19 protein-coding genes are annotated in these 24,907 nt (G+C 69.9%); 13 read left to right on the top strand and 6 right to left on the bottom strand.

Features of this window, described 5'->3' with window-relative positions; all coding sequences use genetic code 11:
* Nucleotide 1 precedes the first annotated feature (1 nt).
* From IEY71_RS15400 to IEY71_RS15410, 3 genes are all read left to right on the top strand, one after another.
* Nucleotides 2–883, top strand: coding sequence for a biotin--[acetyl-CoA-carboxylase] ligase (locus IEY71_RS15400; protein WP_189086259.1), 882 nt, complete (start codon nt 2–4; stop codon nt 881–883).
* 4 nt (nt 884–887) lie between these two features.
* The gene (locus IEY71_RS15405; RefSeq protein ID WP_189086260.1) at nt 888–1,427 is read left to right on the top strand and encodes a PH domain-containing protein; all 540 of its coding nucleotides are present in this window, start codon (nt 888–890) and stop codon (nt 1,425–1,427) included.
* A gap of 108 nt (nt 1,428–1,535) precedes the next feature.
* Nucleotides 1,536–2,378, top strand: coding sequence for a DarT ssDNA thymidine ADP-ribosyltransferase family protein (locus tag IEY71_RS15410; protein WP_189086261.1), 843 nt, complete (start codon nt 1,536–1,538; stop codon nt 2,376–2,378).
* Here IEY71_RS15410 and IEY71_RS15415 read toward each other — a convergent pair.
* A complete protein-coding gene (locus IEY71_RS15415) occupies nt 2,345–2,935 on the bottom strand; it encodes a GtrA family protein (protein WP_229781792.1) in 591 nt (196 codons plus the stop codon). The two genes, IEY71_RS15410 and IEY71_RS15415, sit on opposite strands and share 34 nt — an antisense overlap.
* A gap of 34 nt (nt 2,936–2,969) precedes the next feature.
* Here IEY71_RS15415 and IEY71_RS15420 point away from each other — a divergent pair, with 34 nt between their 5' ends.
* From IEY71_RS15420 to IEY71_RS15435, 4 genes are all read left to right on the top strand, one after another.
* Nucleotides 2,970–4,184 carry a 5-(carboxyamino)imidazole ribonucleotide synthase gene (locus IEY71_RS15420; RefSeq protein WP_373292274.1) on the top strand — a complete coding sequence of 405 codons (1,215 nt, stop codon included), beginning with the start codon at nt 2,970–2,972 and terminating at the stop codon, nt 4,182–4,184.
* Between the two features lie 11 nt (nt 4,185–4,195).
* Complete coding sequence (locus IEY71_RS15425; RefSeq protein WP_189086264.1) at nt 4,196–5,428, top strand: acyltransferase family protein; 1,233 nt, start codon at nt 4,196–4,198, stop codon at nt 5,426–5,428.
* A gap of 91 nt (nt 5,429–5,519) precedes the next feature.
* Nucleotides 5,520–5,987 carry a 5-(carboxyamino)imidazole ribonucleotide mutase gene (gene purE, locus IEY71_RS15430; protein ID WP_189086366.1) on the top strand — a complete coding sequence of 156 codons (468 nt, stop codon included), beginning with the start codon at nt 5,520–5,522 and terminating at the stop codon, nt 5,985–5,987.
* Nucleotides 5,984–7,366: an LCP family protein gene (locus IEY71_RS15435; RefSeq protein WP_189086265.1), complete on the top strand. Its 1,383-nt coding sequence runs from the start codon at nt 5,984–5,986 to the stop codon at nt 7,364–7,366. The genes purE and IEY71_RS15435 overlap by 4 nt, the downstream gene beginning before the upstream one ends.
* 22 nt (nt 7,367–7,388) lie before the next feature.
* Here IEY71_RS15435 and IEY71_RS15440 read toward each other — a convergent pair whose 3' ends face one another.
* Nucleotides 7,389–8,531: a glycosyltransferase gene (locus IEY71_RS15440; protein WP_189086266.1), complete on the bottom strand. Its 1,143-nt coding sequence runs from the start codon at nt 8,529–8,531 to the stop codon at nt 7,389–7,391.
* A 179-nt stretch (nt 8,532–8,710) separates the two neighbouring features.
* Between IEY71_RS15440 and IEY71_RS15445 the strand changes: the two genes are divergently transcribed.
* The 3 genes from IEY71_RS15445 to IEY71_RS15455 all read left to right on the top strand — a co-directional run bounded on the left by IEY71_RS15445 (nt 8,711) and on the right by IEY71_RS15455 (nt 12,583).
* A complete protein-coding gene (locus IEY71_RS15445) occupies nt 8,711–10,732 on the top strand; it encodes an acyltransferase family protein (protein WP_189086267.1) in 2,022 nt (673 codons plus the stop codon).
* 88 nt (nt 10,733–10,820) lie between these two features.
* Nucleotides 10,821–11,756: a glycosyltransferase gene (locus IEY71_RS15450; protein ID WP_229781794.1), complete on the top strand. Its 936-nt coding sequence runs from the start codon at nt 10,821–10,823 to the stop codon at nt 11,754–11,756.
* A 17-nt stretch (nt 11,757–11,773) separates the two neighbouring features.
* Nucleotides 11,774–12,583: a glycosyltransferase gene (locus IEY71_RS15455; RefSeq protein ID WP_189086367.1), complete on the top strand. Its 810-nt coding sequence runs from the start codon at nt 11,774–11,776 to the stop codon at nt 12,581–12,583.
* Between the two features lie 62 nt (nt 12,584–12,645).
* On the opposite strand, the gene IEY71_RS15460 is transcribed toward IEY71_RS15455, so the two are convergent.
* Both IEY71_RS15460 and glf read right to left on the bottom strand, forming a co-directional pair.
* A complete protein-coding gene (locus tag IEY71_RS15460; RefSeq protein WP_189086269.1) occupies nt 12,646–14,682 on the bottom strand; it encodes a glycosyltransferase in 2,037 nt (678 codons plus the stop codon).
* Nucleotides 14,683–14,718: 36 nt separating this feature from the next.
* On the bottom strand, nt 14,719–15,882 hold the full coding sequence (glf, locus tag IEY71_RS15465; RefSeq protein WP_189086270.1) for a UDP-galactopyranose mutase: 1,164 nt from the start codon (nt 15,880–15,882) through the stop codon (nt 14,719–14,721).
* A 171-nt stretch (nt 15,883–16,053) separates the two neighbouring features.
* Between glf and IEY71_RS15470 the strand changes: the two genes are divergently transcribed.
* Nucleotides 16,054–18,687, top strand: coding sequence for an LGFP repeat-containing protein (locus IEY71_RS15470; protein ID WP_189086271.1), 2,634 nt, complete (start codon nt 16,054–16,056; stop codon nt 18,685–18,687).
* A 54-nt stretch (nt 18,688–18,741) separates the two neighbouring features.
* On the opposite strand, the gene IEY71_RS15475 is transcribed toward IEY71_RS15470, so the two are convergent.
* Nucleotides 18,742–19,182, bottom strand: a complete 441-nt coding sequence (locus tag IEY71_RS15475; RefSeq protein ID WP_189086272.1) for a GtrA family protein — start codon at nt 19,180–19,182, stop codon at nt 18,742–18,744.
* On the bottom strand, nt 19,175–20,161 hold the full coding sequence (locus IEY71_RS15480; protein WP_189086273.1) for a glycosyltransferase family 2 protein: 987 nt from the start codon (nt 20,159–20,161) through the stop codon (nt 19,175–19,177). The genes IEY71_RS15475 and IEY71_RS15480 overlap by 8 nt, the downstream gene beginning before the upstream one ends.
* A gap of 1,297 nt (nt 20,162–21,458) precedes the next feature.
* On the opposite strand from IEY71_RS15480, the gene IEY71_RS15485 reads away from it, so the two are divergent.
* Together IEY71_RS15485 and IEY71_RS15490 are read left to right on the top strand one after the other, a co-directional pair.
* Entirely contained in the window at nt 21,459–23,588 is a 2,130-nt protein-coding gene (locus IEY71_RS15485; protein ID WP_189086274.1) for a DUF6541 family protein, read from the top strand.
* A gap of 19 nt (nt 23,589–23,607) precedes the next feature.
* On the top strand, nt 23,608–24,849 hold the full coding sequence (locus IEY71_RS15490) for a hypothetical protein (protein ID WP_189086275.1): 1,242 nt from the start codon (nt 23,608–23,610) through the stop codon (nt 24,847–24,849).
* Nucleotides 24,850–24,907 lie beyond the last annotated feature (58 nt).

A 24,907-nucleotide genomic window follows, 5' to 3' on the forward strand; every position in this document is an offset into this window, starting at 1 on the left:
CATGGATTGGGAGCGATCGCGGGCCGCCGTGCCCCGGTTCGAGTTCCTCGAACGGGCCGGATCGACGAACGACGAGCTGCGGATCGCGGCGACCGGGGCGGATGCCTCGACGTGGCCGCACGGCGCGGTGGTGGTGACCGACGAGCAGACCGCCGGGCGCGGCCGGCTGGGGCGGAGCTGGCTCGCCCCGAGCGGCAAGACGCTCGCGATCTCGCTGCTGCTGCGCCCGGGCGACGGCCGGGCGCCGGCCCTCCCGCTCGAGGCCTACGGCTGGATCCCGCTCATCGCGGGCGCCGCGATGACCGAGGCGGTGCGACGGGAGCTCGACGCCGCCCGCGCCGCGCGCCTCGACGAGACCGCTGACGACGGCGACGCCGACGGCCCCGGCCTCCTCGACGTGGAGCTGAAGTGGCCGAACGACGTGCTCGTGTCGGGCTACAAGGTCTGCGGCATCCTCTCCGAACTGCTGCCGCCCGAACCGGGCGAGGCCGCGCCCGCCGGCGTCGTCGTCGGCGCGGGCCTGAACCTCACCCTGGACGAGCACGACCTGCCGACCCTCACCTCGACGTCGCTGCTGCTCGCGAGCGGGCGCCGCCCCGACGCCGACGCGGTGCTCGCCGACTACCTGGCGGGCTTCCTCGAGCTCTTCGACGCCTACCGCGCGGCGGGCGGCGACGCGGTCGCGTCCGGCGTCGCGGCGCGCGTCGCCTCGCTCTGCGGGACGATCGGCGAGGAGGTGCGGGTCGAGCTGCCGGGCGGGCGGATGCTCCTCGGCACCGCCGAGGGGCTCGACCCCGACGGCCGCCTGCTCGTGCTCGACCGCGAGTCGGACGAATCGCAGGCCGTCGCCGCGGGCGATGTGACGCACCTGCGGTATGAATGACCGTATGAGGCCACCCGAGACCGAGCAGCGTCAGGCGACCCCCGAACGGGTCGTCGCGCGTCTGCGCCGGCACGGGCGGCGCCTGATCCTGCCGGCGATCGTGCTGATCGGCGTGGCCGGCGGCGCCGCGTACGCGAGCGGCATCCTGCTCGAGGACTGGCAGCGCTGGGCGCTGCTCGGCGGCTCGGTGCTCCTCGTGCTGCTCGCGTGCCTCCTGCCCTTCCTGTCCTGGCTCGCCGGGCGGGTCACCATCACCGACCGCCGCGTCATCGTCACGAACGGGGTGTTCGTCCGGGTCCGTCGCGAGCTGCCGCTGCGCCGCGGCTACGACGTGACCGTCCGGCGGACGCCCGGCCAGCGGATGTTCGGCTCGGGCGACGTCCGGATCGACGTGGGCCGCGACCGCCCCTTCGTGCTGAAGGACCTCCCCGGGCCCGAGCTCGCACAGCAGGCGCTGCACGAGCTCATCGCGGGCGCGCCCTCGGTGGCCCCGCTGCAGCCGGCCCAGACGGACGCCGACACCGTCATGTGGGGCCAGCGCTGACGCAGCCCGCGAGTCGCCGCACCTGGCGGCGGAGGCCTCCGCGCACGCGTAAAGTAGACGGGCGGTTCCCGCGCGCCCCCGGCGCGGGACGCAGAGGAAAGGTGCCTGTTGGCCGACGAATGCATCCACGGTTTCGACGACGGCCTGTGCGCCATCTGCTTCCCGCCGAAGGCCCCTGAGCCCGCGCCGCAGCCCGAACCGGCGGCTCGGGCGAGCCGCGTCCCGGGCCGCCGGCCGAGCGCGGCGTCGCTGCGCGCGCCGGTCGCGAAGCCCGCCCGCGCGAAGGCGGGCGCCGGTGCGCTCAGCGCCCCGCCCATCGACGCCGGGGCCGTGCGCATCTACCACGTGACGCACCTCGACAACCTGGCTCGCATCCTCGGCGCCGGCGCGCTCGTGCCGGACGCGGCCGGGGCCGCACCGCTCGTCGACCTCTCGGCCCCCGCGGTGCGCGAGTTCCGTCGCGCTCGCGCGGTCGACGGCACCGACGCGGTCATCGCCGACTACGTGCCCTTCCTGCTCACTCCCGACGCGCTGGTCTGGAACGCGGTGCGGGAGGGCACCCCGGACCCGCGGCTCACCGCCGAGGCCGTCGAGCGCCCCGCGGCCGACCACGTCATGCTCGTGAGCTCGGTGGCGGCCGCCCGCGGCGCCGCCACGGCCGACGGCGCGGTCGCCGTCAGCGACGTCGACGCCGCGTTGCCCGGCGCTGAGCTCGCCGTCGCGTGGCCGGCGGTCGAGCGGATGCTCCGACTGCTCGCCCACGAGCAGGAGGCCGCGCGCCTGCGCACCGCCGAGTTCCTCGTGCGCGGCGAGGTCCCGCTCGAGCGGATCGCGCTCATCGCCGTCGGTAACGAGCGCGTCCGCGACCGCGTGCGCGCCGCGCTCTCCGCGGTGGGCGCGAAGACCCGGATCGCGGTCTACCCGCCCTGGTTCCTGCCCGCCGAGGACTGAGCCGGCTCCTCGAAGAGGGTGCGCTGCGCCTCCTCTGCGCGGGCGAGCTGCGACAGCCCGTCCGCGCGGTGGTGGCCGTACACCCAGTAGCGGTACAGCACGAAGCGGAAGAGCGTGCCGAGGCCCAGGCCGATCACGTTCGAGGCGATGTTGTCGGCGACGAGGCTCGTCAGGCCGAGGACGTGGTGGCTGATCCAGAGGCAGGCGAGCGCGATCGCCATCCCGCCGAGCGAGACGATGACGTACTCCGCGAACTCGCGGAGGTAGTTCTTCCGGCGATGGCTGCGGAACGTCCAGTAGCGGTTGCCGAGCCAGTTGAACACGATCGCGACGCTCGTCGAGATGGTCTTCGCGCCGAGGGCCGACTGCGCCCAGCCGTCCGCTCCGAACGCGCCAAGCCGCAGCGCGTTGAACAGCGCGACGTCGATCGCGAGGCCGATGAGGCCGACGACGCCGAACTTCAGTGCGTACGCCACCACGCCCCGCCACAGTCGGCGCGCGAGATCTCCGGCCCGGGAACCGGTCGCCGCTCCCGCCGCGAGATCGCGCGTCGTCACCCGGCACATCTTAGCCACAGGCGCCGCCCGTAGACTGGGGGGCATCGGATCCGGCCGTTCGGCCGGGCGCGGGGTCTCCCGGACCTCGCGAGGCGGAGCAGAGGAAGAGGTCGGTCGGGTGCGGGTCGGAGTGATCGGTGGCGGGCAGCTCGCGAGGATGATGATCCCTGCGGCGATCGAGCTCGGCGTCGAGCTCCGGGTGCTCGCCGAGGCCGAGGGCATGGCCGCCGAGCTCGCCGCGACGGCGGTGGGCGACTACCGCGACGCCGAGTCGGTGCTGGCCTTCGCACGGGAGGTCGACGTCGTCACCTTCGACCACGAGCACGTCCCGCAGGACGTGCTGCACGCCCTCGTCGACGCCGGCATCCCGGTGAACCCGGGCCCCGATGCGCTCCGCTTCGCGCAGGACAAGCTGCTCATGCGCGAGCGCCTCTCCGAACTCGGCCTGCCGGTGCCCGACTGGGCCCGCGTCGAGACCGCGGAGGAGCTCGACCGCTTCATCGAGGCGCACGGCGGCTCGGCCGTCGTGAAGACCCCCCGCGGCGGCTACGACGGCAAGGGCGTGCGCGTCGTGCACGGTTCCGCCGAGGTCGCGGAATGGTTCGCCGCGCTCGCCGAGGACGGCCGGCCGGGCGCCCTCCTCGTCGAGGAGCTCGTCGAGTTCCGTCGCGAGCTCGCGCAGCTCGTCGCCCGTCGTCCCTCCGGCGAACTCGCGGCGTGGCCCGTCGTCGAGACCGTGCAGGTCGGCGGGGTCTGCAGCGAGGTGATCGCCCCGGCGCCGCGCTCCGCCGGCCGCCTCGCCGACGTCGCCGCCGACGTGGCCATCGCGATCGCCGAGGGCCTCGGCGTCACCGGCGTGCTCGCGGTCGAGCTCTTCGAGACGCACGACGACCGCGTGCTCGTCAACGAGCTCGCGATGCGCCCGCACAACAGCGGCCACTGGTCGATGGACGGCGCGACGACCGGGCAGTTCGAGCAGCACCTCCGCGCCGTGCTCGACCTGCCGCTCGGCGGCACCGGCACCCACGACGCCTGGTCGGTCATGGTGAACATCCTCGGCGGCCCCGCCGAGGGCTCGCTCGCCGACCGCTACCCCGAGGCGCTCTCGGGTCACCCGACGGTGAAGGTGCACAACTACGGCAAGGCCCCGCGGCCCGGCCGCAAGATCGGGCACGTCACCGCAGTGGGCTCCGAACTCGACGACGTGGTCTACCAGGCCCGCGCCGCTGCGGCGGTGTTCCAGGACTGATGTCCGGCGCGATGACCGCATCGCTGGACTCGACGGCGCTGTCGTCGGCGCGATCCGGCGCGCCCGCGGGTGCGGGTGGAAGGGCCGGCGCCGGACGGGGCCGCTTCCTCGCGCTCGACGGGCTGCGCGGCATCGCGGCGCTCGTCGTCCTCGTGCACCACGCCCTGCTCCTGAACCCCTCGATCTCCTCGCTCTACGTCAAGGGCGGAAGCGCACCCGAACCGGGAACCGTGCTCTGGTGGCTCACATACAGCCCGCTGAAGCTCACGAACGCTGGGCACGAGGCGGTCACCGTGTTCTTCGTGCTGAGCGGCTTCGTGCTCGCGCTGCCGGTGCTGCGCGGCGGCTTCGACTGGGTGTCCTACTTCCCGCGTCGCATGGTGCGACTCGGATTGCCGGTCGCGGGCGCCGTCGCGTTCGCCGCGTTCCTCATCGCCGTGGTGCCGCGCCCGGCGGTCGAACGATTCTCGCCCTGGGTCGAGGAGCGCACGGCGAAGGAGCTCGACTGGCACCTCGTGCTGAACGCGCTGAACCTCTTCAACGGCTCGTACAAGCTCGACAACCCGCTGTGGTCGATCCAGTGGGAGATGATCTTCTCCGTCACGCTGCCCGTCTTCGTCGTGCTGGCGCTCGCGGTGCGCCGTTGGTGGCCGCTCGGCCTCGTCGCAGCCCTCGCGGGCGTCTGGGTCGGGGCCGAGACCGGGACGGCGGCGCTCGAGTACCTGCCGGTCTTCCTCATCGGCGTGCTCCTCGCGGCGAAGCTCGACGTGCTCGAGCGGGCGGCCGCCGCCATCAATCGCGGTCGCTGGGCGCCGTTCGCGTGGACGGGGCTGCTCGTCACGGCATGCGTGCTGCTGGTCCTCCGCTGGGAGCTCGGCGCCTTCGGCTCGATCGCCGCGTTCGCCCCGCTGCTCAAGGTCGTCGTCGTGATCGGGGCCGTGCTGCTCGTCTTCTGCTGCCTCGGCTCGCGCGGTGCGGCGGGCCCGCTCGGCTCCCGCCCTGTGCAGTTCCTCGCGCGCATCTCGTTCAGCCTCTACCTCGTGCACGTGCCGGTGATCGTGGCGCTCCGCTTCGCGCTGCCCGAGCTGCCGGCGCACTGGATCATGGCCCTCGGCATCCCGCTGTCCCTGCTCGTCGGCACGGTCTTCTACCGCATCGTCGAGGCGCCGTCCCACCGCGCCTCGGGGTGGGTGGGACGCCGGGCCTCGGCGCTGACGGCGAGCCTCGGGCGCAACCAGGGCTGACGCGCGGCGTCGTTGCGGGCATCTCCCAGCCCTCGCCCCTACACTCGTTCGAGTGACTGAGACCTCTCCCGCTCCGCTCGTCGGCGTCGTCATGGGTTCCGACTCCGATTGGAACGTCATGCGCGAGGCATCCGAGCTGCTCGACGAGTTCGGCATCCCGCACGAGGTGGAGGTCGTCTCCGCCCACCGCACGCCCGAGAAGATGATCGACTACGGCAAGCGGGCCGCCGGCCGCGGGCTCAAGGTCATCATCGCCGGGGCCGGGGGAGCGGCGCACCTGCCCGGCATGCTCGCCTCCGTCACCACCCTGCCCGTCGTCGGCGTGCCCGTGCCGCTGTCCCGCCTCGACGGCCTCGACTCGCTGCTCTCCATCGTGCAGATGCCCGCCGGCGTGCCCGTCGCCACCGTCTCGATCGGCGGGGCGAAGAACGCCGGGCTCATCGCGACGAAGATCCTCGCGACGGCCGACCCGTCGCTCAGCGAGGCGCTCGCCGCCTACGCGACGGCGCTCGCGGAGCTCGTCGAGGAGAAGAACGAACGGCTGAAGCAGTCCCGATGAGCCTCGCCGCCAGCCCGATCCGGTACCCGGACGTCGCCTCGCGCCCGCTGATGACCCGGCGGGGCTGGTGGCTCGTCGTGCTGAACTTCCTCATCCCCGGCTCGCCGCAGGTGCTCGCAGGCAGTCGGCGGCTCGGCCGCTTCGGCCTCGGCGCGACGCTCGTGCTGTGGCTGCTGCTCGTCGCGGCGCTCGTCTGCTGGTTCGTCTGGCCGACCGTGGTGTTCAGCGCCGTCTCGATGGCCTGGTCGCTCTGGATCCTCGCCGCAGTCCTCGTGTTCTACGCGGTGCTCTGGGTCGTCCTGACCTTCGACACGCTGCGGATCGTCCGACTGGTGAAGACCGCCCCGTCGGCTCGCGGCTGGATCGCCGGCCTCACGACGGTGCTGATGATCGCGCTGTCCGGAGGCGCCTCGTACGGTGCGTATCTCGCGTTCACCGCGAGCGGCTTCCTCAACTCGGTGTTCATCGCCGGCCCCACGGAGCCGCCGGACGAGAACGGCCGCTACAACATCCTGCTGCTCGGCGGAGACTCCGGCCCCGACCGTGAGGGGATGCGACCCGACAGTATGTCGGTCGTCTCCATCGACGCCGACACCGGGCACGCCGTGATGATCGGCCTGCCCCGTGACCTCGAGGACGTCCCCTTCCCCGACGACTCGCCGCTCGCCCAGGTCTATCCCGAGGGCTACGGCGCGATCGACGGCTGCGAGGTCGACGTGTGCATGCTGAACTCGATCTACACCGAGGTGGAGCTGAAGAGCCCCGAGATGTACCCGGACGCGGTGGCACGCGGCAGCGAGCCCGGCATCGAGGGCATGCGCGACGCCGCCGAGGGGGTCACCGGCCTCGACATCCAGTACTACGTGCTCATCGACATGCAGGGCTTCGAGCAGCTCATCAACGCGCTCGGCGGCGTCGACATCAACGTCGAGACGCGCATCCCCATCGGCGGCGACGAGGACAACGACGGCGTCGACGGCTGGATCGAGCCGGGCCAGCAGCACCTCGACGGCTACCACGCGCTCTGGTACGGTCGGGCGCGCTACGGCGTGGCCGGCGGCGACTACGAGCGGATGGCCCGCCAGCGGGTCCTGCAGGAGGCGATCCTGCACCAGTTCACGCCGGGGAACGTGCTCGCGAAGTTCCAGGACGTGGCCTCGGCCGGCGCCGACACGGTGAAGACGGACATCCCGCAGTCGATGCTCGGCTACTTCGCGAACCTCGCGATGAAGACGAAGGAGCTGCCGATCGGGCAGGTCGAACTCGTCCCGGACAACGGGGTCGACCCGACGGATCCGGACTTCGAGTACATCCGCTCGCTCATCGCCCAGGCCCTCGTGCCGCCGAGCCCGGACCCGAGCGAACAGCCCGCCGGCTGAGGCTCGTCCGTCGCTCGGACGCTCAGAGGTCGGCGTGCAGCTGCCAGACCCGCTCCCCGGCGTCCTGCCAGCTGAACGCGCGCGCGCGGTCGGCGGCGGTCAGCGAGAGCCGTGCCGCGAGCTCGCGATCCTCGGCGACCCGGGTGATGGCGGCGGCCAGCCGGTCGGCGAAGCCGTCGGAGCCGCCGACGCCGACGGCGACGGACAGGCCGGCGCCCGCGGCGATCTCCTGGTGCGCGGGCGCGTCGGAGTGGATGACGGGCGCGCCGAGGCTGAACGCCTCGATGAGCCACGTGCCGCTGGCCTCGTCGTGCGCCGGCGCGACCACCGCCGTCGCGCGGCCGAGCACGACCGCGAGATCCGCGGGGTCGAGGGCGTCCAGTCGGACCAGTCGATCGGCGCGGACGCCGTTCTCCTCCGCGACGGTGACGAGGTGCTGGTCGCCCCAGCTCTCCGGGCCGAGCACCACGAGCGGGAGTTCGGGGACGCCCGTCCGGCCGAGCGCGGCGAGCACATCGACGAGACCCTTCCGGGGTTCGAGCGTGCCCTGGACGAGGAGGTACTCGGCGGGGAGCCCGAGTCGCTCCGCTCGAGCGCCGGCGTCCGGTCCGAGCACGAGTCCGGTCCGGGGCGCGGTGCCGATGACCCGGAGCCGCTCACCGAAGTCGACGATCATCGAGAGCTGGTCGGCGAGCGCGTGCGTCGGCACGACGACGGCGTCCGCGTGCTTGCGGGCCCGCTTCAGCATGCCCTTCTGCCACGCGACAGCCGTCGAGCTCATCGCCTCCGGGTTCGTCCAGGCGAGGACGTCGTGGACCGTGACGACCGTCTGATCGCCGGCACGCCGATCGTGCTTGCGCAGCGGGGCGAACAGGCCGGTGCCGTGGATCATCCCGCCGCCGGGCGAGGTGGTGAGGCCGAGCTGCCAGGCAGCGGCGAGCTCGCGCCGGGCCAGGCTCGTCTTGTAGAGGTCCGCGAGTCCGGGCAGGGCCGCGCGCACCCGCTCGTAGTCCGCCTCTGGAGACGAGGAGACGATGCCCTCGACCGCGCAATCGGGCGGCGTCGTGCGGATGACGGCGCGGGTCAGCTCCTCCGTGTAGCGGCCCAATGCGCCGGGTACCGGGGCGATGAGCTGATCGACGACGACGCGCAGGGTGACGGGCATCGGACCTCCTCAGACGAGCCAAGCTATCACCCCGAGCTGCGCGAGGCGCCCGGCCGGCCCCGGGGCGAGAGCCGAGACCGGTCGAATCGGTTGTGGCTCCTTTCAGGCAGTTCGATTACCCTGTATCGAAATCAGCCTTGCTCTCGGGCTTCCCCCACTGCATGAGAGCGATTTCACACATGACTCTTCGCGTAACCCCCGACGCGCCGAGCCGGGACGTTCAGAGCGCCCCGCAGCTGCGCTATCGACACGACCTCGACGGGCTCCGGGCGCTCGCCGTGCTCCTCATCGTCGTCTACCACGTCTGGGTCGGGCGCGTCTCGGGCGGCGTCGACGTGTTCCTGATGCTCTCGGCGTTCTTCCTCACCGCGTCGTTCGCGAAGCGCGCGGAGGCCGGCGGCGCGATCGCCCCGCTCGCGTACTGGACGAAGACGTTCAAGCGACTCCTCCCGGCGGCCGCGGTCGTCCTGCTCGGGGTGCTGGTGGCCACCGCGCTGTTGCTCCCGGCGACGCGTTGGCCGACGATCTGGTCCCAGACGGTCGCCTCGCTGTTCTACTTCCAGAACTGGGAGCTCGCCACGACCGCGGTCGACTACTACGCCCCGCACGGCGCGATGCTGAGCCCGCTGCAGCACTTCTGGTCGATGTCGATCCAGGGGCAGATCTTCGTGCTCTGGCCGATCCTCATCCTCGGCGGCACGCTGCTCGCGCGACGACTGGGCCGCTCCGTGCGGCTCACGCTCGTCGCGGTCTTCGGCGTCGTCTTCGCCGCCTCCTTGAGCTACTCCGTCGTGATCACCGCGGCGAACCAGCAGTGGGCGTACTTCGACACGGGCGCACGGCTCTGGGAGTTCGCCCTGGGCTCGCTCGTGGCGCTCGTGCTGCCGTTCGTCCGGCTCCCCGAGCCGGTGCGCGCGGTGCTCGGCTGGGCCGGCCTCGCCGGCATCGTGCTCTGCGGGGTGCTCTTCGACGTGGAAGGCGGCTTCCCCGGCTACCTCGCCCTCTGGCCGACGATGTGCGCGGCCATGCTCATCGTCTCCGGGAGCTCGCCGACGAGCTTCGGCCCAGACCGGCTCCTGGCCTTCGGCCCGCTCCGCTGGCTCGGCAACTCGGCGTACGCGCTCTACCTGGTGCACTGGCCGATCCTGGTGTTCTGGATGGCGCTGGCCGGCCGGGGCGACCCCGGACCGCTCGCCGGGGCGGGGATCATCGGCGTATCGATCGCGCTCGCGATCGTGATCCACCTGCTCGTCGAGCGTCCGCTCCGCGAGTTCTCCTGGGGCAACCGGACGAAGCGCAACGGGCTGGTCGTGGTTGCGGCCAGCGTCGTGGCGGTCGTGGTCCCGCTCGGTTCTTGGCAGCTCCAGGAGCAAGCCGAAGCCGAGGCGCTGATCGCGGCGGGCGAGCACCCGGGGGCGATCGCGCTCGATCCTCTGATCGCCGATCGCTTCGTTCCCACCGTCGAGCCGATCCCGGCGGCGACGATGTTGGACAGCGAGTGGGTGTCCCTCCCCGAGTCCTGCAGCGGCAGGTTCGCGACGAACGACCCGCTCCTCGTCGAAGGATGCGCGCAGTCGATTGAGATCGGAGACCCCGCGGCGACGGTCGTGGTCGTCGGAGACTCCCACAGTGAACAGATGATGGGTGCGCTCATCCCGATCGCGGAGGAGTCGGGCTGGCAGTTGGTCTCGGTCCTCCGTGGCGGCTGTTCCTTCGGCACGGAGGGGAAGTGCCCGGAATGGAGCTCGGCGGCCCTCGCGTACGTGCTGGATGTAGCGCCGGACGCCGTCTTCACCGTCGGCACCGCCGCGGAGGTCGACGGCCCGGACGAGCAGCTCACGTCCGGCCTCGACGATGTCGCGATCCAGCTCACCGACCGAGGCATCAACCTCATCGCGGTCCGTGACAACCCGCGCTTCGGCCACAACATGTACGAGTGCGCGCTCGAGGCGCTCTCCAGCGGCGCGTCCTGCAGTGTGCCGCGGGCGCTGGCGCTGGCCGACGAGAGCCCGCTCGACGCCATTGGCAGCATCGACGGGGTGTACCTCGTAGACTTCACTGAGGAGCTGTGTCCGGACGGTGACTGCCGGGCAGTCCTCGGCAACGTCTTCGTCTACCTCGATGACAATCATCTGACGGGGACGTACGCGAGGAGCCTCGCCGGCTCCCTGCAGTTGCAGCTGGCGGGGGTCATCCCCTAAGCGGGACAGCTGCTCCGGAGCAACCGCCAGGTCGCCATGGGAACCAACTGGAAGAGAGCAGATGTCGGAACGATCGGGCGGGCGTCTGGTGACGGCAGTCATCGTCGCGCACAACCGGCGGGATCTGCTCGCCGAGACGCTCGACGCTCTCGCGGGGCAGACTCGGGCGCTCGACCGCGTCGTCGTCGTCGACAACGCTTCCACGGATGACTCGGCAGCCGTCGCCGCGTCGTACATCGACCGACTCCCGCTGGATGTCGTCCGGCTCGAGCGGAACACGGGCGGCGCCGGCGGCTTCGCAGCGGGGATGGCGGTCGCACTCGACGCGGAACCGGCGGACTGGATCTGGCTGATGGACGACGACACCGTCCCTGAGCCCGAGGCTCTGGCCGCCCTACTCGGCGTCGTCGAGCCGGGAGGATACGCCGTCGGCGGGTCGCGAGTCGTGTGGGTCGACGGCCGCGAGCATCCCATGAACACGCCGCGGAGCAAGCCGTTCGCGTCGCGTGGCGAGCGGAGCGCCGCCGAGCGCTACGGGTCGGTGCCCATCCGAACGACGTCGTTCGTCTCGATGCTCATTCGCGCCGACGTGGTCCGTCAGATCGGCCTGCCGATCGCCGACTACTTCATTTGGAATGACGACTTCGAGTACTCGGCGCGCGCGCTCCGGGGACGGCGGGGCGTGCACGTCCCCGCGTCCGTCGTCGTTCACAAGACGAAGGAACTCGCGTCCACCGACGCGGACCCCGGCGAACGGTTCTTCTTCGAGGTGCGGAACAAGCTGTGGCTGTTCCGCTTCTCCCAAGGCCTCACCGTCCCGGAGAAAGTGATGTACGGAGCATCCAGCGTTCGCCGTTGGCTTCGGACCTATCTCCGTTCCCGAGAGCGTTCCGTCATCGCGGACGGTTGGAGGCGAGGCCGCCGCGACGGGCTCCGTAGCCGGCCCCGACGTAACGCGCAGGCGTTGTCCGGTCTGGGGCAGGTGACGATCGCCGTCGAGGCCTTCGACGGAGTCGAGCGGTGAGCGAGTTCAGCCTGCTGATGTCCGTCTACAGCGGGGACGACGCCGCGCACTTCCGGCGGGCCTTCCTCTCCGCGGTGCACGAGCAGACCAGGCGGCCCTCGCAGGTCGTACTCGTACAGGACGGACCGGTTCCCGACGAGCTCGCGCTCGAGATTTCCCGACGGATCGCCGAGAGCCCGGTGGAGACGACGTTCCACGTCTTCGAGCGCAACACCGGCCTCGCCAGCGCGCTTTCGACGGGTCTCGGGCTCGCGCGTTTCGATGTCGTCGCACGAATGGACGCCGACGACATCTCGCTGCCCGAACGATTCGAACGCCAGCTCCCCGAGATCGAAGCCGGCGCCGACCTCGTCGGAACCGGAATGCTCGAGTTCCTCGACGACATCGGCAGCATCGTGGGACGCCGGGTCCCTCCTTCGGGGCAGGAACGGATCGCGAGCTACGCGCGGTTCCACGACCCCTTCTCCCATCCGACCGTGGTGTACCGCCGTGCCGCGGTCGAGGCCGCAGGTGGCTACCAGCCCATGGGGCTGATGGAGGACTACTGGCTGTTCGCGCGCATGATCCAGTCCGGGGCGACGGTCGCGAACCTCACCGAGCCGCTCGTGATGTATCGAGTGGGGGCGGGCGCGTACGCCCGCCGTGGCGGGTTCGCGCAGCTTCGAAGCGAGCTCGCGCTTCAACGTGCCTTCCGTCGCATCGGGTTCACGACGCCCATGCAGTATTTGCGCAATGTCGCCGTCCGGGGCGCGTACCGTTTCGTCCCGGTGGGGGTGCGGAAGATCGCGTACCGACGATTCATCGCGCGCGGCGGATCCGCAGGCTGATGCCGACCCGCTGACTGCGGGTGACAGATTTGCCCCCCCCGCACCGCGCGCGGCAGGTCGGATCAGCGCGTACGGGGAGTTGCGGCGTCCTCCGGAGCCGGGGTGACCGGGGCCGCCTCGACGGCACTCCCTCCCGGCGTGACGCCGAGGGAGTCCCGCCAACGGGCGATCGAGGTCAGATCCCACAACTGTTCGCGATACCGGCCGGAGAGCTCGGGCCACTGCCGCCGGATGCGGAGGCTGTAGCGGACGCTCGAGACGAGGAGCTTGCGGAACTTCTTACGATCGTGGACGTGCCACGCGAACCCCGACCCCTCCGCGTTGCTCTGCGCGAAGTTCCGAAGCGCCGTCAGCTTCCACCACGGCGTCCCGTGGGGGAGATGCACGGACGGGGACGCGCCGGCATCCGACTTGTCGAACCAGTGGGACCAGACCTCGCGGACGACGAAGCGGTACGCGGAGAGTCCGCTCGGCTTCGAGCCGTCCGCCGCAGGGTCATCCCCGAAGTAGGCGGTCTGCGGGAAATGCTCCACATCCTCCGGGTTGCGGTGCAGCTCCGTCTCACGGAACCGTGGGGCGAGGGCGCGCAGTTGCGGCAGACGCGTCTTCATCTCGCCGTGCAGCGCTTCCGGGCCCCGGAGCACGCTCTCGTACGCGAGCTGCCGGAGGGCGACCGCGTAGTAGTCGAGCGTCAGCACGTGCCGGACATCGCTCGCCAGGTTGCTGACCGGCAGTCGACCGCCGCGTCGGTGAGGGGAGTGCAGCATGGCGGCGATCAGCCGGTTCCGCGCGTGGAAGAACGCCTGCCAGTCTCGGCTGTCATCCTTGTCCACCCACGAGACGTGCCAGATCGCGGCGCCCGGCATCGTCACGGTCGAGTACCCGCGGGACGCCGCGCGAAGGGAGAACTCCGCGTCGTCCCACTTGATGAACACCGGCAGCGAGAGCCCGATCTCCCGGATGATCGGGACCGGGATGAGGCTCATCCACCAGCCGTTGTAGTCGACGTCGAAGCGTCGATGCATCCACTTCGTCTGGCGCAGGTTGGAGGAGGTGAAGTCGTGGCGATCCGGCGTGATGGGGCCCCACATGAAGCTCCAGCGGTCCACGCGCTCCGCGTACGCGTGCAGCTTCGTCTTGTCGTACATGTCGAACATGTGCCCGCCGACGATGGTCGGCTCGGCGGTGTAGCTCGCGAACGACCGCATCCGCCGGATCGATTCGGGCTCCACCGCGACGTCGTCGTCCAGCAGCAGCACGTAGTCGGAGGTGCCGGCGTCGAGCGTTTCGAGCATTCCGCGGGAGAACCCGCCCGAGCCGCCGACGTTCGCCTGCTCGATGACGCGCAGGCGTCCGTCGAGGGACGCCTCGACGGATTCGAAGCCCTGCGCATCGCGGAGGAGCTGGGTGCCCTGATCGACGACGAGGATCTGGTCGATCCCTTCGAGCGCGTCCGCGTCGCCGGCGATCGCCGCGAGGAGCTCGAGGCAGTATGCGGTGCGGTTCAACGTGGTGATCGACACGGTGATCCGGCCGTCCCGGTTCGGCGCGACGCCCTCGGGTGCCGCCCAGTCGGCTTCGATGAGTTCGAAGTCCTCATCGCTCGCCGTCAGGTCGAACCAGTACCAGCCGCCGTCGATGAATTTTCCGAGGGGAAGCTCGAAGGTGTGCCGTCCGTCGCCGCTCAGGGAAGCCGAGTCGACCGTCTGCACGACGCCGCGCGCGTTGGACCGGTACACCGTGACGTCCCCCCTGCCACGGGTGACGACGCGGAGCACGACGCGATCGAGCGTGGTCCATCGCTGCCAGTAGCTCGCCGGGAACGCGTTGAAGTAGGTGCCGAGCGACACCCGTTCGTTGGCGGGGACCCTGAGGCTCCTGCGGCCGGTGATGTACCCGGTCGCGTTCACATGCGAGATTCGGAGCGGCGTCGAGTGCACCTCGTTCGGCACCGGACCCCGCCGATGCCGGACGGCCTCGGCGATCGGTCGGCGCTCCTCGCGCACCTCGGTCCACTCGTCCGCGTCGAGGTAGAGCGGGACGACGTCGGGGTCGCCGGCAGTCGGGAAGAAGACCTTGCTGAGTGTCTGATTGGACATGATCTGCAGTTCGTTCTCGTGATCGATCGGTCGGCGTCAGAGCGCGACGGGGCTGAGGAGCGGCTTCACGCGGTTCTCATACATCGAGAGCGCGGAGCCGATCGCCATGTGCATGTCGAGGTACTTGTAGGTGCCGAGGCGACCGCCGAAGAGGACGTCGGGCTCCCCCTGCTGCAACTCCCGGTAGCCCAGGAGCGCGGCTCGGTCGCTCGGCGTGTTGACGGGGTAGTACGGCTCGTCCTGGCGGGTCGCGAAGCGAGAGAACTCGCGCATGACGACGGTCTTGTCGGTGGGGTAGTCCCGTTCCGGATGGAAATGGCGGAACTCGTGGATGCGCGTGTACGGGACGTCCGAATCCGCGTAGTTCATGACCGAGGTGCCCTGGAAGTCACCGATCGGCAGCACCTCGCGCTCGAAGTCGAGCGTGCGCCACGAGAGCTCCCCGCCCGAGTAGTCGAAGTAGCGGTCGACCGGTCCCGTGTAGATCACGGGCACCTGGCCCACCACGCGGCTCTTGCTGACGTCCTGCGAATCGTCGAAGAAGTCGACGCCGAGACGGATCTCGATGTTCGGGTGATCGGCCATCCGCTCGAGCCAGGCCGTGTAGCCGTCGACGGGGAGTCCCTCGTACGTGTCGTTGAAGTAGCGGTTGTCATAGGTGTAGCGGACCGGAAGGCGACTGATCACATCGGCGGGCAGCTCGGTCGGGTCGGTCTGCCACTGCTTCGCCGTGTAGTCGCGGATGAACGCCTCGTAGAGGGGACGGCCGATCAACGAGATCGCCTTCTCCTCGAGGTTCGCGGCATCGGCGGTCGTGAACTCTGCGGCCTGTCCGGCGATGAGCTGGCGCGCGGACTCCGGGGAGTGCGCGGCCCGGAAGAACTGGTTGATCGTGCCGAGGTTGATCGGCAGCGGGTAGACCTCGCCGCGATGGGTGGTGTACACGCGATGCTGGTAGGAGGTGAACGCGGTGAACCGATTCACGTACTCCCAGACCGGCCGGTTCGACGTGTGGAAGAGGTGCGCTCCGTACTCGTGGACCTCGATGCCCGTCTCTGGATCCGCCGCGCTGTAGGCGTTGCCGCCGATGTGGCTGCGCCGGTCGATGACGAGGACCTTTCGGCCGAGCTCGTTCGCGACCCGCTCGGCGATGGTGAGGCCGAAGAACCCCGATCCGACGACGACGAGATCCACAGTCATGCACTTCCTCCGGTTTCCAGGTGTAGCAGCTGGCAATGTTTCGCGCTTTCCAGCGCGCCGGCCGACGTCCTAGGATAGCTGATCCCCCTTGGCGGGATACTATGCTCCGAAAGGGGCGCCAAACGGGGTGCGCCCGTGAAGCAACGCGAAAGTCGGGGAGCGATGCATCGGGTGGCGAAGCTGTGGGCGGCGGTGACTGCCATCGTCATGGTGGCTGCCGGATTGACGGGTCTCGGGGCGGTGACGGCGCCCGCGGTCGCGGCCAGCGGCTCTGACTTCAACGCGGGCATGATCATCAGCGACGAAGTGTTCTACGACAGCAGCACGATGTCGGTCGGCGATATCCAGGCGTTCCTCAACGCGCGCGTGCCTTCCTGCCGCTCCGGATACACCTGCCTCAAGGACTACGCGCAGTCGACCGCATCTCAGAGCGCGAAGAGCGAGGGGTGCGCCGCCTACCCGGGCGGGTGGCAGTCGGCCGCCGAGATCATCTGGCGCGTCGCGAACGTCTGCGGGATCAACCCCCGGGCGCTGATCGTGCTGCTCGAGAAGGAGCAGAGCCTCATCACCGATACCTGGCCGTCATCGCGGCAGTACCGCTCGGCGACCGGGTACGGATGCCCCGACACCTCCGACTGCGATACCAACTACTACGGGTTCTTCAACCAGGTGTACCACGCGGCGTGGCAGTTCAAGAAGTACCAGGCGCGCCCCGATCGCGCCTATCGGGCCGGGCGGAACAACACGATCCAGTGGCATCCGAACGCCTCCTGCGGAAGCTCGCAGGTGTTCATCGAGAATCAGGCGACCGCCGGACTGTACCTGTACACGCCGTACCGTCCCAACCAGGCCGCCCTCGACAATCTCTACGGTGTGGGCGACTCGTGCTCCGCGTACGGCAACCGGAACTTCTGGCGGATCTTCACCGACTGGTTCGGTTCCACCGGCTACACGGTCAAGGGCGCCTTCGCCGAGTTCTATCGGGCGAACGGCGGGCCGGAAGGCTTCCTCGGCGCCCCCACCTCGAACGAGATGGTGGTCGACGGCGGCTGGAAGCAGCGCTTCAGCGGCGGCACGCTCTTCACGCGCGTCGGGACGCCCGTGTTCGCCGTTCGCGGGCTGATGCGCGACTACTACCGCGGTGTCGGAGAGCAGGCCGACGGCCTCGGCTGGCCGGTCGAGCAGCAGGTCTCGCTCGGGAACGGGAACTGGTATCAGGCGTTCGAACGCGGCCGCATCCTCGTGACCGGGAGCACGGTCAAGGCCGTGCGGGGCGAGATCGCGAAGAAGTACCTGTCAGTTGGTGCTCAGCAGGGGCGGCTCGGCTTCCCCACGGGGGACGAGGCCTGGGGCTCCGGCGGATGGCTGCAGAGGTTCCAGGGCGGGGTGATCGCCTCCTCGACGGCGGGCACCTTCGTCATCACTGGGACGATCCAGAAGCGCTTCGACGCGGCGGGCGGAGCTGCAGGCGGTCTCGGCTGGCCGACGGAGGACGAGCGCAGTGTCGGGTCCGACTGGAGCCAGAAATTCACGAGCGGCGCGATCGTGGTTCGCAAGAGCGTTGACCGCGTGGTGAAGGGCGACCTCGGTGCGTACTACGTCCGCGCCGGTGCCGAGGCGTCGGCTCTCGGATGGCCCAGTTCCAACGAAGCCAGGCTCGGCACCGGCTGGACTCAGTCGTTCGAGCAGGGGATCCTGTACTCGTCGTCGGTCGGCACCCGCGCCGTCCCGAACGCACTCGGCCCTCAGTACCAGGCGGCCGGCGGGCCGACCGGGTCCCTCGGCTGGCCGACGAGCGATGCCGTGACGAAAGACGCACGTGTCTCGCAGTCGTTCCAGAACGGGCAACTCTCCACGAACCCCGATGTCGCCGTCGCCGGCGCCGTCTACCGGGAGTACGCGCGCGTCGGCGGGGCGAGTTCTGCACTCGGCATGCCGACCGAGGCAGAAGCCAAGGTGACCGGCGGAGTCCGGCAGCGGTTCGTCGGAGGAATCGTCTACGTGACCTCCGCGCGAGCCTTCGTCGTCCAGGGGGATCTCGGCCGGGGCTACCTGGCAGCGGGGGACGTCGCGTCGAAGTTCGGTGTGCCGACCTCGCAGGAGCGCCAGTCCGGCATCGGCTGGGCGCAGACGTTCTCGAGCGGTGTGCTGTACTCCAGCCCGGCCGGCGTCTACGCGGTCATGGGGGCGATTCGCGGCTACCACGACGCCAATGGCGGAGTGCAGGGCCGGCTCGGCTGGCCGTCCGGCGCGGAGACGAAGGTCGACGGCGGATGGCGGCAGTCCTTCACCGGTGGCACGGTCTACGCGAAGGACGGTCGGGCGCCGATCGTGGTCTGGGGCGACATCGGGACGTACTACGCGGGTGCCGGTGAGCAGGCGGGCGCGGCCGGTTGGCCGGTCTCCGCCGAGCGAGCGCGCCCGGGTGGTTGGATCCAGGAGTTCGACAACGGCACCGTTCACAATTCGCCGGCCGGGACGGCGCTGGTCGGCGGAGACATCCTTCGCGCCTATGCGGCCGCAGGCGGGTCCGACTCGCAGGTGAAGTGGCCGGTCTCGGACGCCACGGTCGTCGGCGGCGGATTCAGTCAGGTGTTCGTGGGCGGATCGTACTACGCGCGCGGCGGCCGGGTGTTCGTCGTACAGGGGGCGATCGCGACGGCATACGCCGGTGACGGCGGCGCGGGGGGAAGCCTCGGCTGGCCGACGGGGAACGAGTGGTGGAGCGGTCGGGAATGGCGACAGGACTTCGAACGTGGATCGATCATCGTCGATAGCGCGGGGGCCCGTATCGTCCGTCGCTGACGGGGATCGATCGACGCGGGTGCGTTTGCGCCACCCGGCGGGTCTGCGCGCGACTCAGCCGCGGCGCGGTCGGCGGAACACGAGCTTCGCGTAGAGCACGTAGTTCCAGACCAGCCCCACACAGATGGCGCAGAGCTTCGGGAGCAGATCGAGCGGCGGCACGATTCGAAGGCCGAAGGCCTCGAAGAGCCAGGTCGAACCGAAGATCACGAGTGGCTGGATGACCCAGAGACCGAATCCGGTCACGATCACGAAGCCGGTGATCTGCCGCGCGACCTCGCTTCGGCTGCCACCGGTTGAGCGGAACGTGAAGCTGCGGTTGAGCACGAACGAGAGGCACATCCCGAGCGACGTCGCGATGAAGTTCGCGAGCAGCACGTCGACGTGCCAAGACCGCAGCACGGTGTAGCTGACGAGGTCGACGAGGGTATTGGCGATTCCGACTGCTACGAAGCGGACTTCGGTGCGTCGGAAGAGTCCGCCGCGGTCAGCCAATGCGCCGCACGGTCTCGGTGCGGTCGTCGCGGCCCTCGGTGCCCCCAGCGACGAGCGCGAAGCTGTAGAGCGGTCGGTGTTGGACCTCGACGTAGATCCGGCCGACGTAACTGCCGAGGACGCCCAGCATGGTCAGCTGGATGCCGCCGAGCAGGAACATCGCGACCGTCACGAACGCCCAGCCTGGCACCGTGGTCTCCGGTGCCACGAGACGGACGGTCACCGAGTAGATGATCCCCAGGAACGCGAGCGCCGAGATCGCCAGTCCGACGCGGCTGATGAGTTGGAGCGGAACGGTGGAGAAGCCGAGGATGCCGTCGGCGGCGAACTTCATCATCTTGCGCAGTGGATATCCGGTCTCACCGCTCAGTCGCGCGTCCCGATCGAAGAGCACCGCCTCCTGACGGAAACCGACGTAGCTGACGAGGCCGCGGAGGAACCGGTTGTGCTCGCGATACTTGCGCAGTTCCGCCACCACCCGTCGGTCCAGCAGCCGGAAGTCACCGGTGTTACGCGGGATCTCGATCGAGGCGAGCTTGCTGAGCGCCCAGTAGAAGGCGTGCGCCGTCGTGCGCTTGAAGGCGGTGTCCTTCCTGGTGCGGCGCTGGGCGTATACGACGTCGGCGCCGCTCTCCCACCGCTCGATGAGCTGGATGCTGACTGCGGGGGGATCCTGGAGATCGGAGTCCATGATCACAACGGCATCGGCCTCGGCGTAGTCGATGCCGGCGGTGACCGCCATCTGATGCCCGTAGTTCCGGGCGAAGGAGAGCACGGTCACTCGCGGATCCTGCTCGCGCAGTTCGAGCAGCAGCTCCAGCGAGTCGTCTTTGCTGCCGTCGTCGACGAAGACGAACTCGAAGGTGTAGCGGCTCTCGATCCGCTTGAGCTCCTCGACCAACGTCCGATAGAGGACCTCGATGTTCCCGCGCTCGTTGTAGATCGGGAACACGTAGGCGATCTTCTTGCGTTCGGTCATTACAGCGGTGCTCCATCCATTCCGGCCGAGGCGCGGCCGAACGACAGCCTACGCGCTGGGCGCACTCATGAGGTGAGCAGGGGGTCGGATGGGTGATCCAGATGTAGTACCACCAGCCTTGCGCGAAGACTCCGAGATACATCACCCAGGCGACGAGCGGGCGCCACTTCGGGAATCGTTGCACCAGCGCGGCGCCTGCGACGTAGATCGTGAAGCAGACGAAGACGTAGCGGTGCACCGAGATGACGTTGCTGTTCAGCGTGTACATGACGATCGCGAGAGCGGAGAAGACGACCAGAGGGATGGAGTCGCGGCGCCAGACCACGGCGAGGAACACCGCCGAGACGGCGAGGACGAGAAGGGAGATGAGCGGGATCGCCTGGTAGTGGAGGACCTCGGGGGTGAGTACGGCGCCATCGATGCCGAACACGGCACGGATGACATCGGCGGATTGGTCGGCGAGCGTGAGCAGCACATTCGGCTGGAGCACGTGGTACGGCCAAGCCCCGCTGGTCCGGACGTTGTTGATCATTGCGAGCGGGTCCCCGAACACCGCCCACATGTGCACTGCATAGGCCCCGAATCCGAGCAGTCCGAACGGCAGCCACAGGATCCGCCAATCGAGCAGGCCACGAAGACTCCAGCCCTTCGATCGCCAGAACTCCAGTCCGCACAGGGCGAGCATCAGCAGACCCGGTAGCCGAGATGCGGTGACGCCGACGAGCATGAGCCCCATGAGCGCCCATTGTCGCCGCAGGGCGAAGGCGTAGGCCCAGGCCGCGAAGGCGAGAAACACGGATTCCGAGTAGAAGACGTGACAGAACAGTGCCGGGGGAGCCGTGAGCAGCATCGCCGCAGGGGTCCATCGGTTGGAAGCGGTGAAGCCGAGCCGCTCGGCGATCACGAGGAGCGCGCGGATCGCGAAGCCGAGGGCGACGGTGTTCAGGACCAGCCCGAGGACGAGCACGCCGACCTGCCCGCCGGTGACGATGCGCAGGATCGAGATCAGGAGCGGGAACGCCGGGTAGAACGCCACCGATGCGGGCTCAGCGCCGTACCCGTTGTCGATGATCCCCTCGAACCAGAGGGCGTCCCAGCGCTCCGTGTGCCCGAGCAGCCCGACTGAGGCCGCGCGGCCATGCGTCGACGCGTCGATGAGGGTACCGATAACGGTCAGCGTGAGCTGCCACAGCACGGCGATCGCGAACGATTGGGTCCACGGCGAGTTCGCGAATCTGGCGAGTCGCGTGCGTGCAGGGGACGCGTCGGTGGGCGACGTCATCGAGGGGGGCCTCCAGTGCATGGGAACGAGGGGAGGACTCGAGCCTATCCGGCCGGGTCGGCTGGCTCCGGCCGGCGCACCCCTTCGTCGCGCCGCTCGGCGACGTTCGGCGTGGTCACAGCAACGCGTCTGCGATACTCGTACAGGCCGAACGCGGTGGCGGCCGAGATACCGGACGAGAAGGAGACGGCTGACGTGGCTGAGTGGCTCGCGATAGTCCCGGCGGTGCTCGTCAGCGTCCTCGTGCTCGGTGTTCCGGGTGCGCTCGTCGCCGCTGCACTCGGGCTCCGCGGGATCGCGTTCGCAGGATTCGTTCCTGCGGCCGGCGTCTCCGTCGTCGCGGTGACCAGCCTCGCCGGGCACGTGATCGGTTTCAAATGGGGAGTGCTCCCCGTCGCCGCGGTCACCGCCGTCCTGGCGCTCGCGGCGTATGCCGCCCGCCGGATCTGGATCTCGCGAAGCGGCGCCGCGCCCACGAAGCCCGCCGGGGCGGGCTGGGCCGTTCCGACCGCGGCCGTCGTCGCTGCCGTGCTGCTCACCGCGCGCTTCACGGTCATGGTCGGGCAGCCGGGCGACGTCTCCCAGACGTTCGACAACATCTTCCATCTGAACGCGGTGCAGTACATCGTCGAGACGGGTGACGCGTCCCCGCTGCGCCTCGGCAGTCTGACCTACGCCTTCGACGGCGCCGGATCCTTCTACCCGGCTGCCTGGCATGCGATCACGGCCCTCGTGGTCCAGTTGACCGGAGCGACCATTCCCGTCGCGGTGAACGCGGTGAATCTGGTGATCGTCGCTGCGGTCTGGCCGCTCGGAGTCCTCCTCCTGACGCGGGTCGTGCTCGGAGCGAACCGGTTCGGTCTCCTTGCAGCGGGGGTGCTCGCCGCGGGGTTCGCTGCGTTCCCCTACCTCATGCTCGACTTCGGCGTGCTCTACCCGAACGTCCTGTCCATCGCGCTCCTGCCCGCCGCGCTCGCTTTCGTCGTCGCGAGTTGCCGCCTCGACGACGCGGTTCCGATGTCTGTGCCGGCAGCGTGGCTCGGCCTCGCGGCGACGCTCCCGGGGCTTTCGCTCGCCCACCCGAGCACGCTGATGGCGCTGATCGCGTTCTCCGCCGCGCCGGTCGGCGTCGCCGTGTTCCGTCACTATCGCCGGCTGCGCGCCGAGCATGCCGCCGCTTGGCGATACGTCCTCACGTCGGTCATCCTCGTGGTCGGCGTCGCGGCGGCGGCGGTGCTGCTGATCAAGGCCCGGCCCACCAGTGAGGCCGCGTTCTGGGGGCCGCGCGAGTCGTTCCTCCGATCGGTGTTCGCCGGCTTCACGAACTCGACGGTGGGCTACCCCGTCGATCTCGTCATCACCGGGCTGACGATCGCCGGCCTCTGGGCGATCTGGAGACGGAAGAACCAGCGCTGGCTCCTTCTTTCCTATCTCTTCGCCGTCGGGTTGTACGTGATCAGCGCGGGTCTGCCCGCCAGCTACTTCCGCTACGGGCTCACCGGAACCTGGTACAACGACTCGAACCGGCTCGCGTCGTTGATCCCGGTGCTGGCGCTGCCGATTGCAGCGGCCGGAGCCGCATGGCTCGTCACGACCGTGCTCGCATTGATCGCGCGCCGGAACACGGCGCGCGGATTCCGGATCGCGGTCCCGGCCGCGGCGGCGGCTCTGCTCGTGCTCGGCACGCAGTGGAGCGCGCCGATGGCCGAAGCCACGGAGAATGCCGAGGCGAGCTACGCCATGACCGACGAGTCGCTGCTGCTCTCGACGGATGAGCTCGAACTGCTCGAAGAGATCCGGGGCGAGCTCCCCGAGGACTCGGTGGTCGTCGGGAGCCCCTGGACCGGCACATCGCTCGTGTACGCGATCAGCGGGTACCGGGCGCTGATGCCGGCGATCTACGGCGACCGCGACCAGGACGTGCAGCTGATCATGGACGGCCTCCGCGACGCTGATGCCCGACCGGAGGTGTGCAGCGCGCTGAAGCGCGAGAACGCCTGGTACATCCTCGACTTCGGCCCGCAGGAGGTGCACGGCGGCACGCACATCTTCGTCGGCTTCGAAGACCTCGAGGATTCGGATGCCGTCGAGCTGGTCGACGAGGTGGGCGCCGCGCGGCTCTATCGCGTCACCGCGTGCGGGTGACGATGGCGGCGAGGTCACGATGATCGCGCGCCTACGTTCGATGCTGTCGGGGGCGCCGCTGATCCTTGTCGCGACCGCCGTCGCCGGTGGGAGCGGGTACCTCGCGACGGCCGTCGTGGCGGCGGCGAAGAGCCCCGACCAGTACCTGGTGTTCGGCGCCTTCTGGTCGGCTCTCTACCTGGTCATCGCGGCGCTTTCCGGCATCCAGCAGGAGGTCACGCGCGCCTCCAGCGCCAGTGCCAACGTCAGCGCCGGGCCCGGGCCTCGAGCGATCGCCGGCCGTTTCGCGTTGATCGCGGCGGCCGTCGTCGCGGTCGCCGTCGTCGGCACGTCGCCGCTCTGGACACGGGCGGTGGCGGAATCCTCGGTGATCGGCTTTGCCGTGCCGATCGCCTTCGGCGCGGCTGGCTACGTGTTCGTCGCAGTCGTCTGCGGGCTCCTCTACGGGCATCGCCTCTGGCTGGCGATCGCCGGCATGATCGGCCTCGACGGGCTGCTTCGACTCGCGGGAATCGGGCTCGCGCTCCTCGCAGGCGGCTCGTTCGAGATGCTCGCCTGGGCGGTCGTCCTCCCGTTCCCGCTCACCCTGGCGATCCTCTGGTGGACGTTCCGCTCGCGGCTGGTCGGCAGTTCCACGCTCGACGTCGGGCTCGGCCGTCTCGCGTGGAACTCCTCGAGGACCGTGGTCGCGTCGATCGCCACCGGACTGCTGGTGAGCGGATTCCCGCTGCTGCTCACGATGACCTCCGGATCTGCGGAGCCGGGGCGCCTCGGCAGCCTGCTCTTCGCCATCAACATCGTGCGCGCCCCGCTCGTCGTGGTCGTCATGTCGTTGCAGAGCTACTTCATCGTCCGATTCAGCGCGCGTCCACGAGACGCGATCCGACTCTTCGTCACCGGGAGCGCGGTCGTGCTTGCCGTGGCCCTCCTGCTTGCCGTGGGCGCGTGGTTCTTCGCTCCATGGGCCTTCTCGCTGCTCTGGCCCGCGTATGAGATCACGCCGCTGGTGGCCGCAGGCCTCGTGCTCGCCTCCGGACTCCTCGGGGTGCTCTGCCTGAGCGGTCCACTCGCACTCGCCGAGTCGAGGCACGCGATCTACACCCTCGGCTGGGTTCTCGCTGCAGTCGTCACGGTCATCGTGCTCGTCCTGCCACTCGAGCTCATCCCTCGGAGTCTGCTCGCGATGCTCATCGCCCCGCTCGCGGCCATCGTCGTGCACGTCGTCGGTGTGGTCGGAGGGCGCCGGCGGGGCAGCCGCTAGCGACTCGCGGTTCCGTCCCCGCGGAGACGACGAAGCCCCGGCGCCTTCGGCGCCGGGG

It is taken from the genome of Agromyces mediolanus (assembly GCF_014648575.1).
GTDB classification, from domain to species: Bacteria; Actinomycetota; Actinomycetes; order Actinomycetales; family Microbacteriaceae; genus Agromyces; species Agromyces mediolanus.

Excerpts from the sequence above, each read along its gene's own strand:
- IEY71_RS15400 (WP_189086259.1), top strand. The coding sequence starts at position 2 with ATGGATTGGGAGCGATCGCGGGCCGCCGTGCCCCGGTTCGAGTTCCTC.
- IEY71_RS15405 (WP_189086260.1), top strand. The coding sequence starts at position 888 with ATGAGGCCACCCGAGACCGAGCAGCGTCAGGCGACCCCCGAACGGGTC.
- IEY71_RS15425 (WP_189086264.1), top strand. The coding sequence starts at position 4,196 with ATGACCGCATCGCTGGACTCGACGGCGCTGTCGTCGGCGCGATCCGGC.
- purE (WP_189086366.1), top strand. The coding sequence starts at position 5,520 with ATGGGTTCCGACTCCGATTGGAACGTCATGCGCGAGGCATCCGAGCTG.
- IEY71_RS15435 (WP_189086265.1), top strand. The coding sequence starts at position 5,984 with ATGAGCCTCGCCGCCAGCCCGATCCGGTACCCGGACGTCGCCTCGCGC.
- IEY71_RS15440 (WP_189086266.1), bottom strand. The coding sequence starts at position 8,531 with ATGCCCGTCACCCTGCGCGTCGTCGTCGATCAGCTCATCGCCCCGGTA.
- IEY71_RS15445 (WP_189086267.1), top strand. The coding sequence starts at position 8,711 with ATGACTCTTCGCGTAACCCCCGACGCGCCGAGCCGGGACGTTCAGAGC.
- IEY71_RS15455 (WP_189086367.1), top strand. The coding sequence starts at position 11,774 with ATGTCCGTCTACAGCGGGGACGACGCCGCGCACTTCCGGCGGGCCTTC.
- IEY71_RS15460 (WP_189086269.1), bottom strand. The coding sequence starts at position 14,682 with ATGTCCAATCAGACACTCAGCAAGGTCTTCTTCCCGACTGCCGGCGAC.
- glf (WP_189086270.1), bottom strand. The coding sequence starts at position 15,882 with ATGACTGTGGATCTCGTCGTCGTCGGATCGGGGTTCTTCGGCCTCACC.
- IEY71_RS15480 (WP_189086273.1), bottom strand. The coding sequence starts at position 20,161 with ATGACCGAACGCAAGAAGATCGCCTACGTGTTCCCGATCTACAACGAG.
- IEY71_RS15490 (WP_189086275.1), top strand. The coding sequence starts at position 23,608 with ATGATCGCGCGCCTACGTTCGATGCTGTCGGGGGCGCCGCTGATCCTT.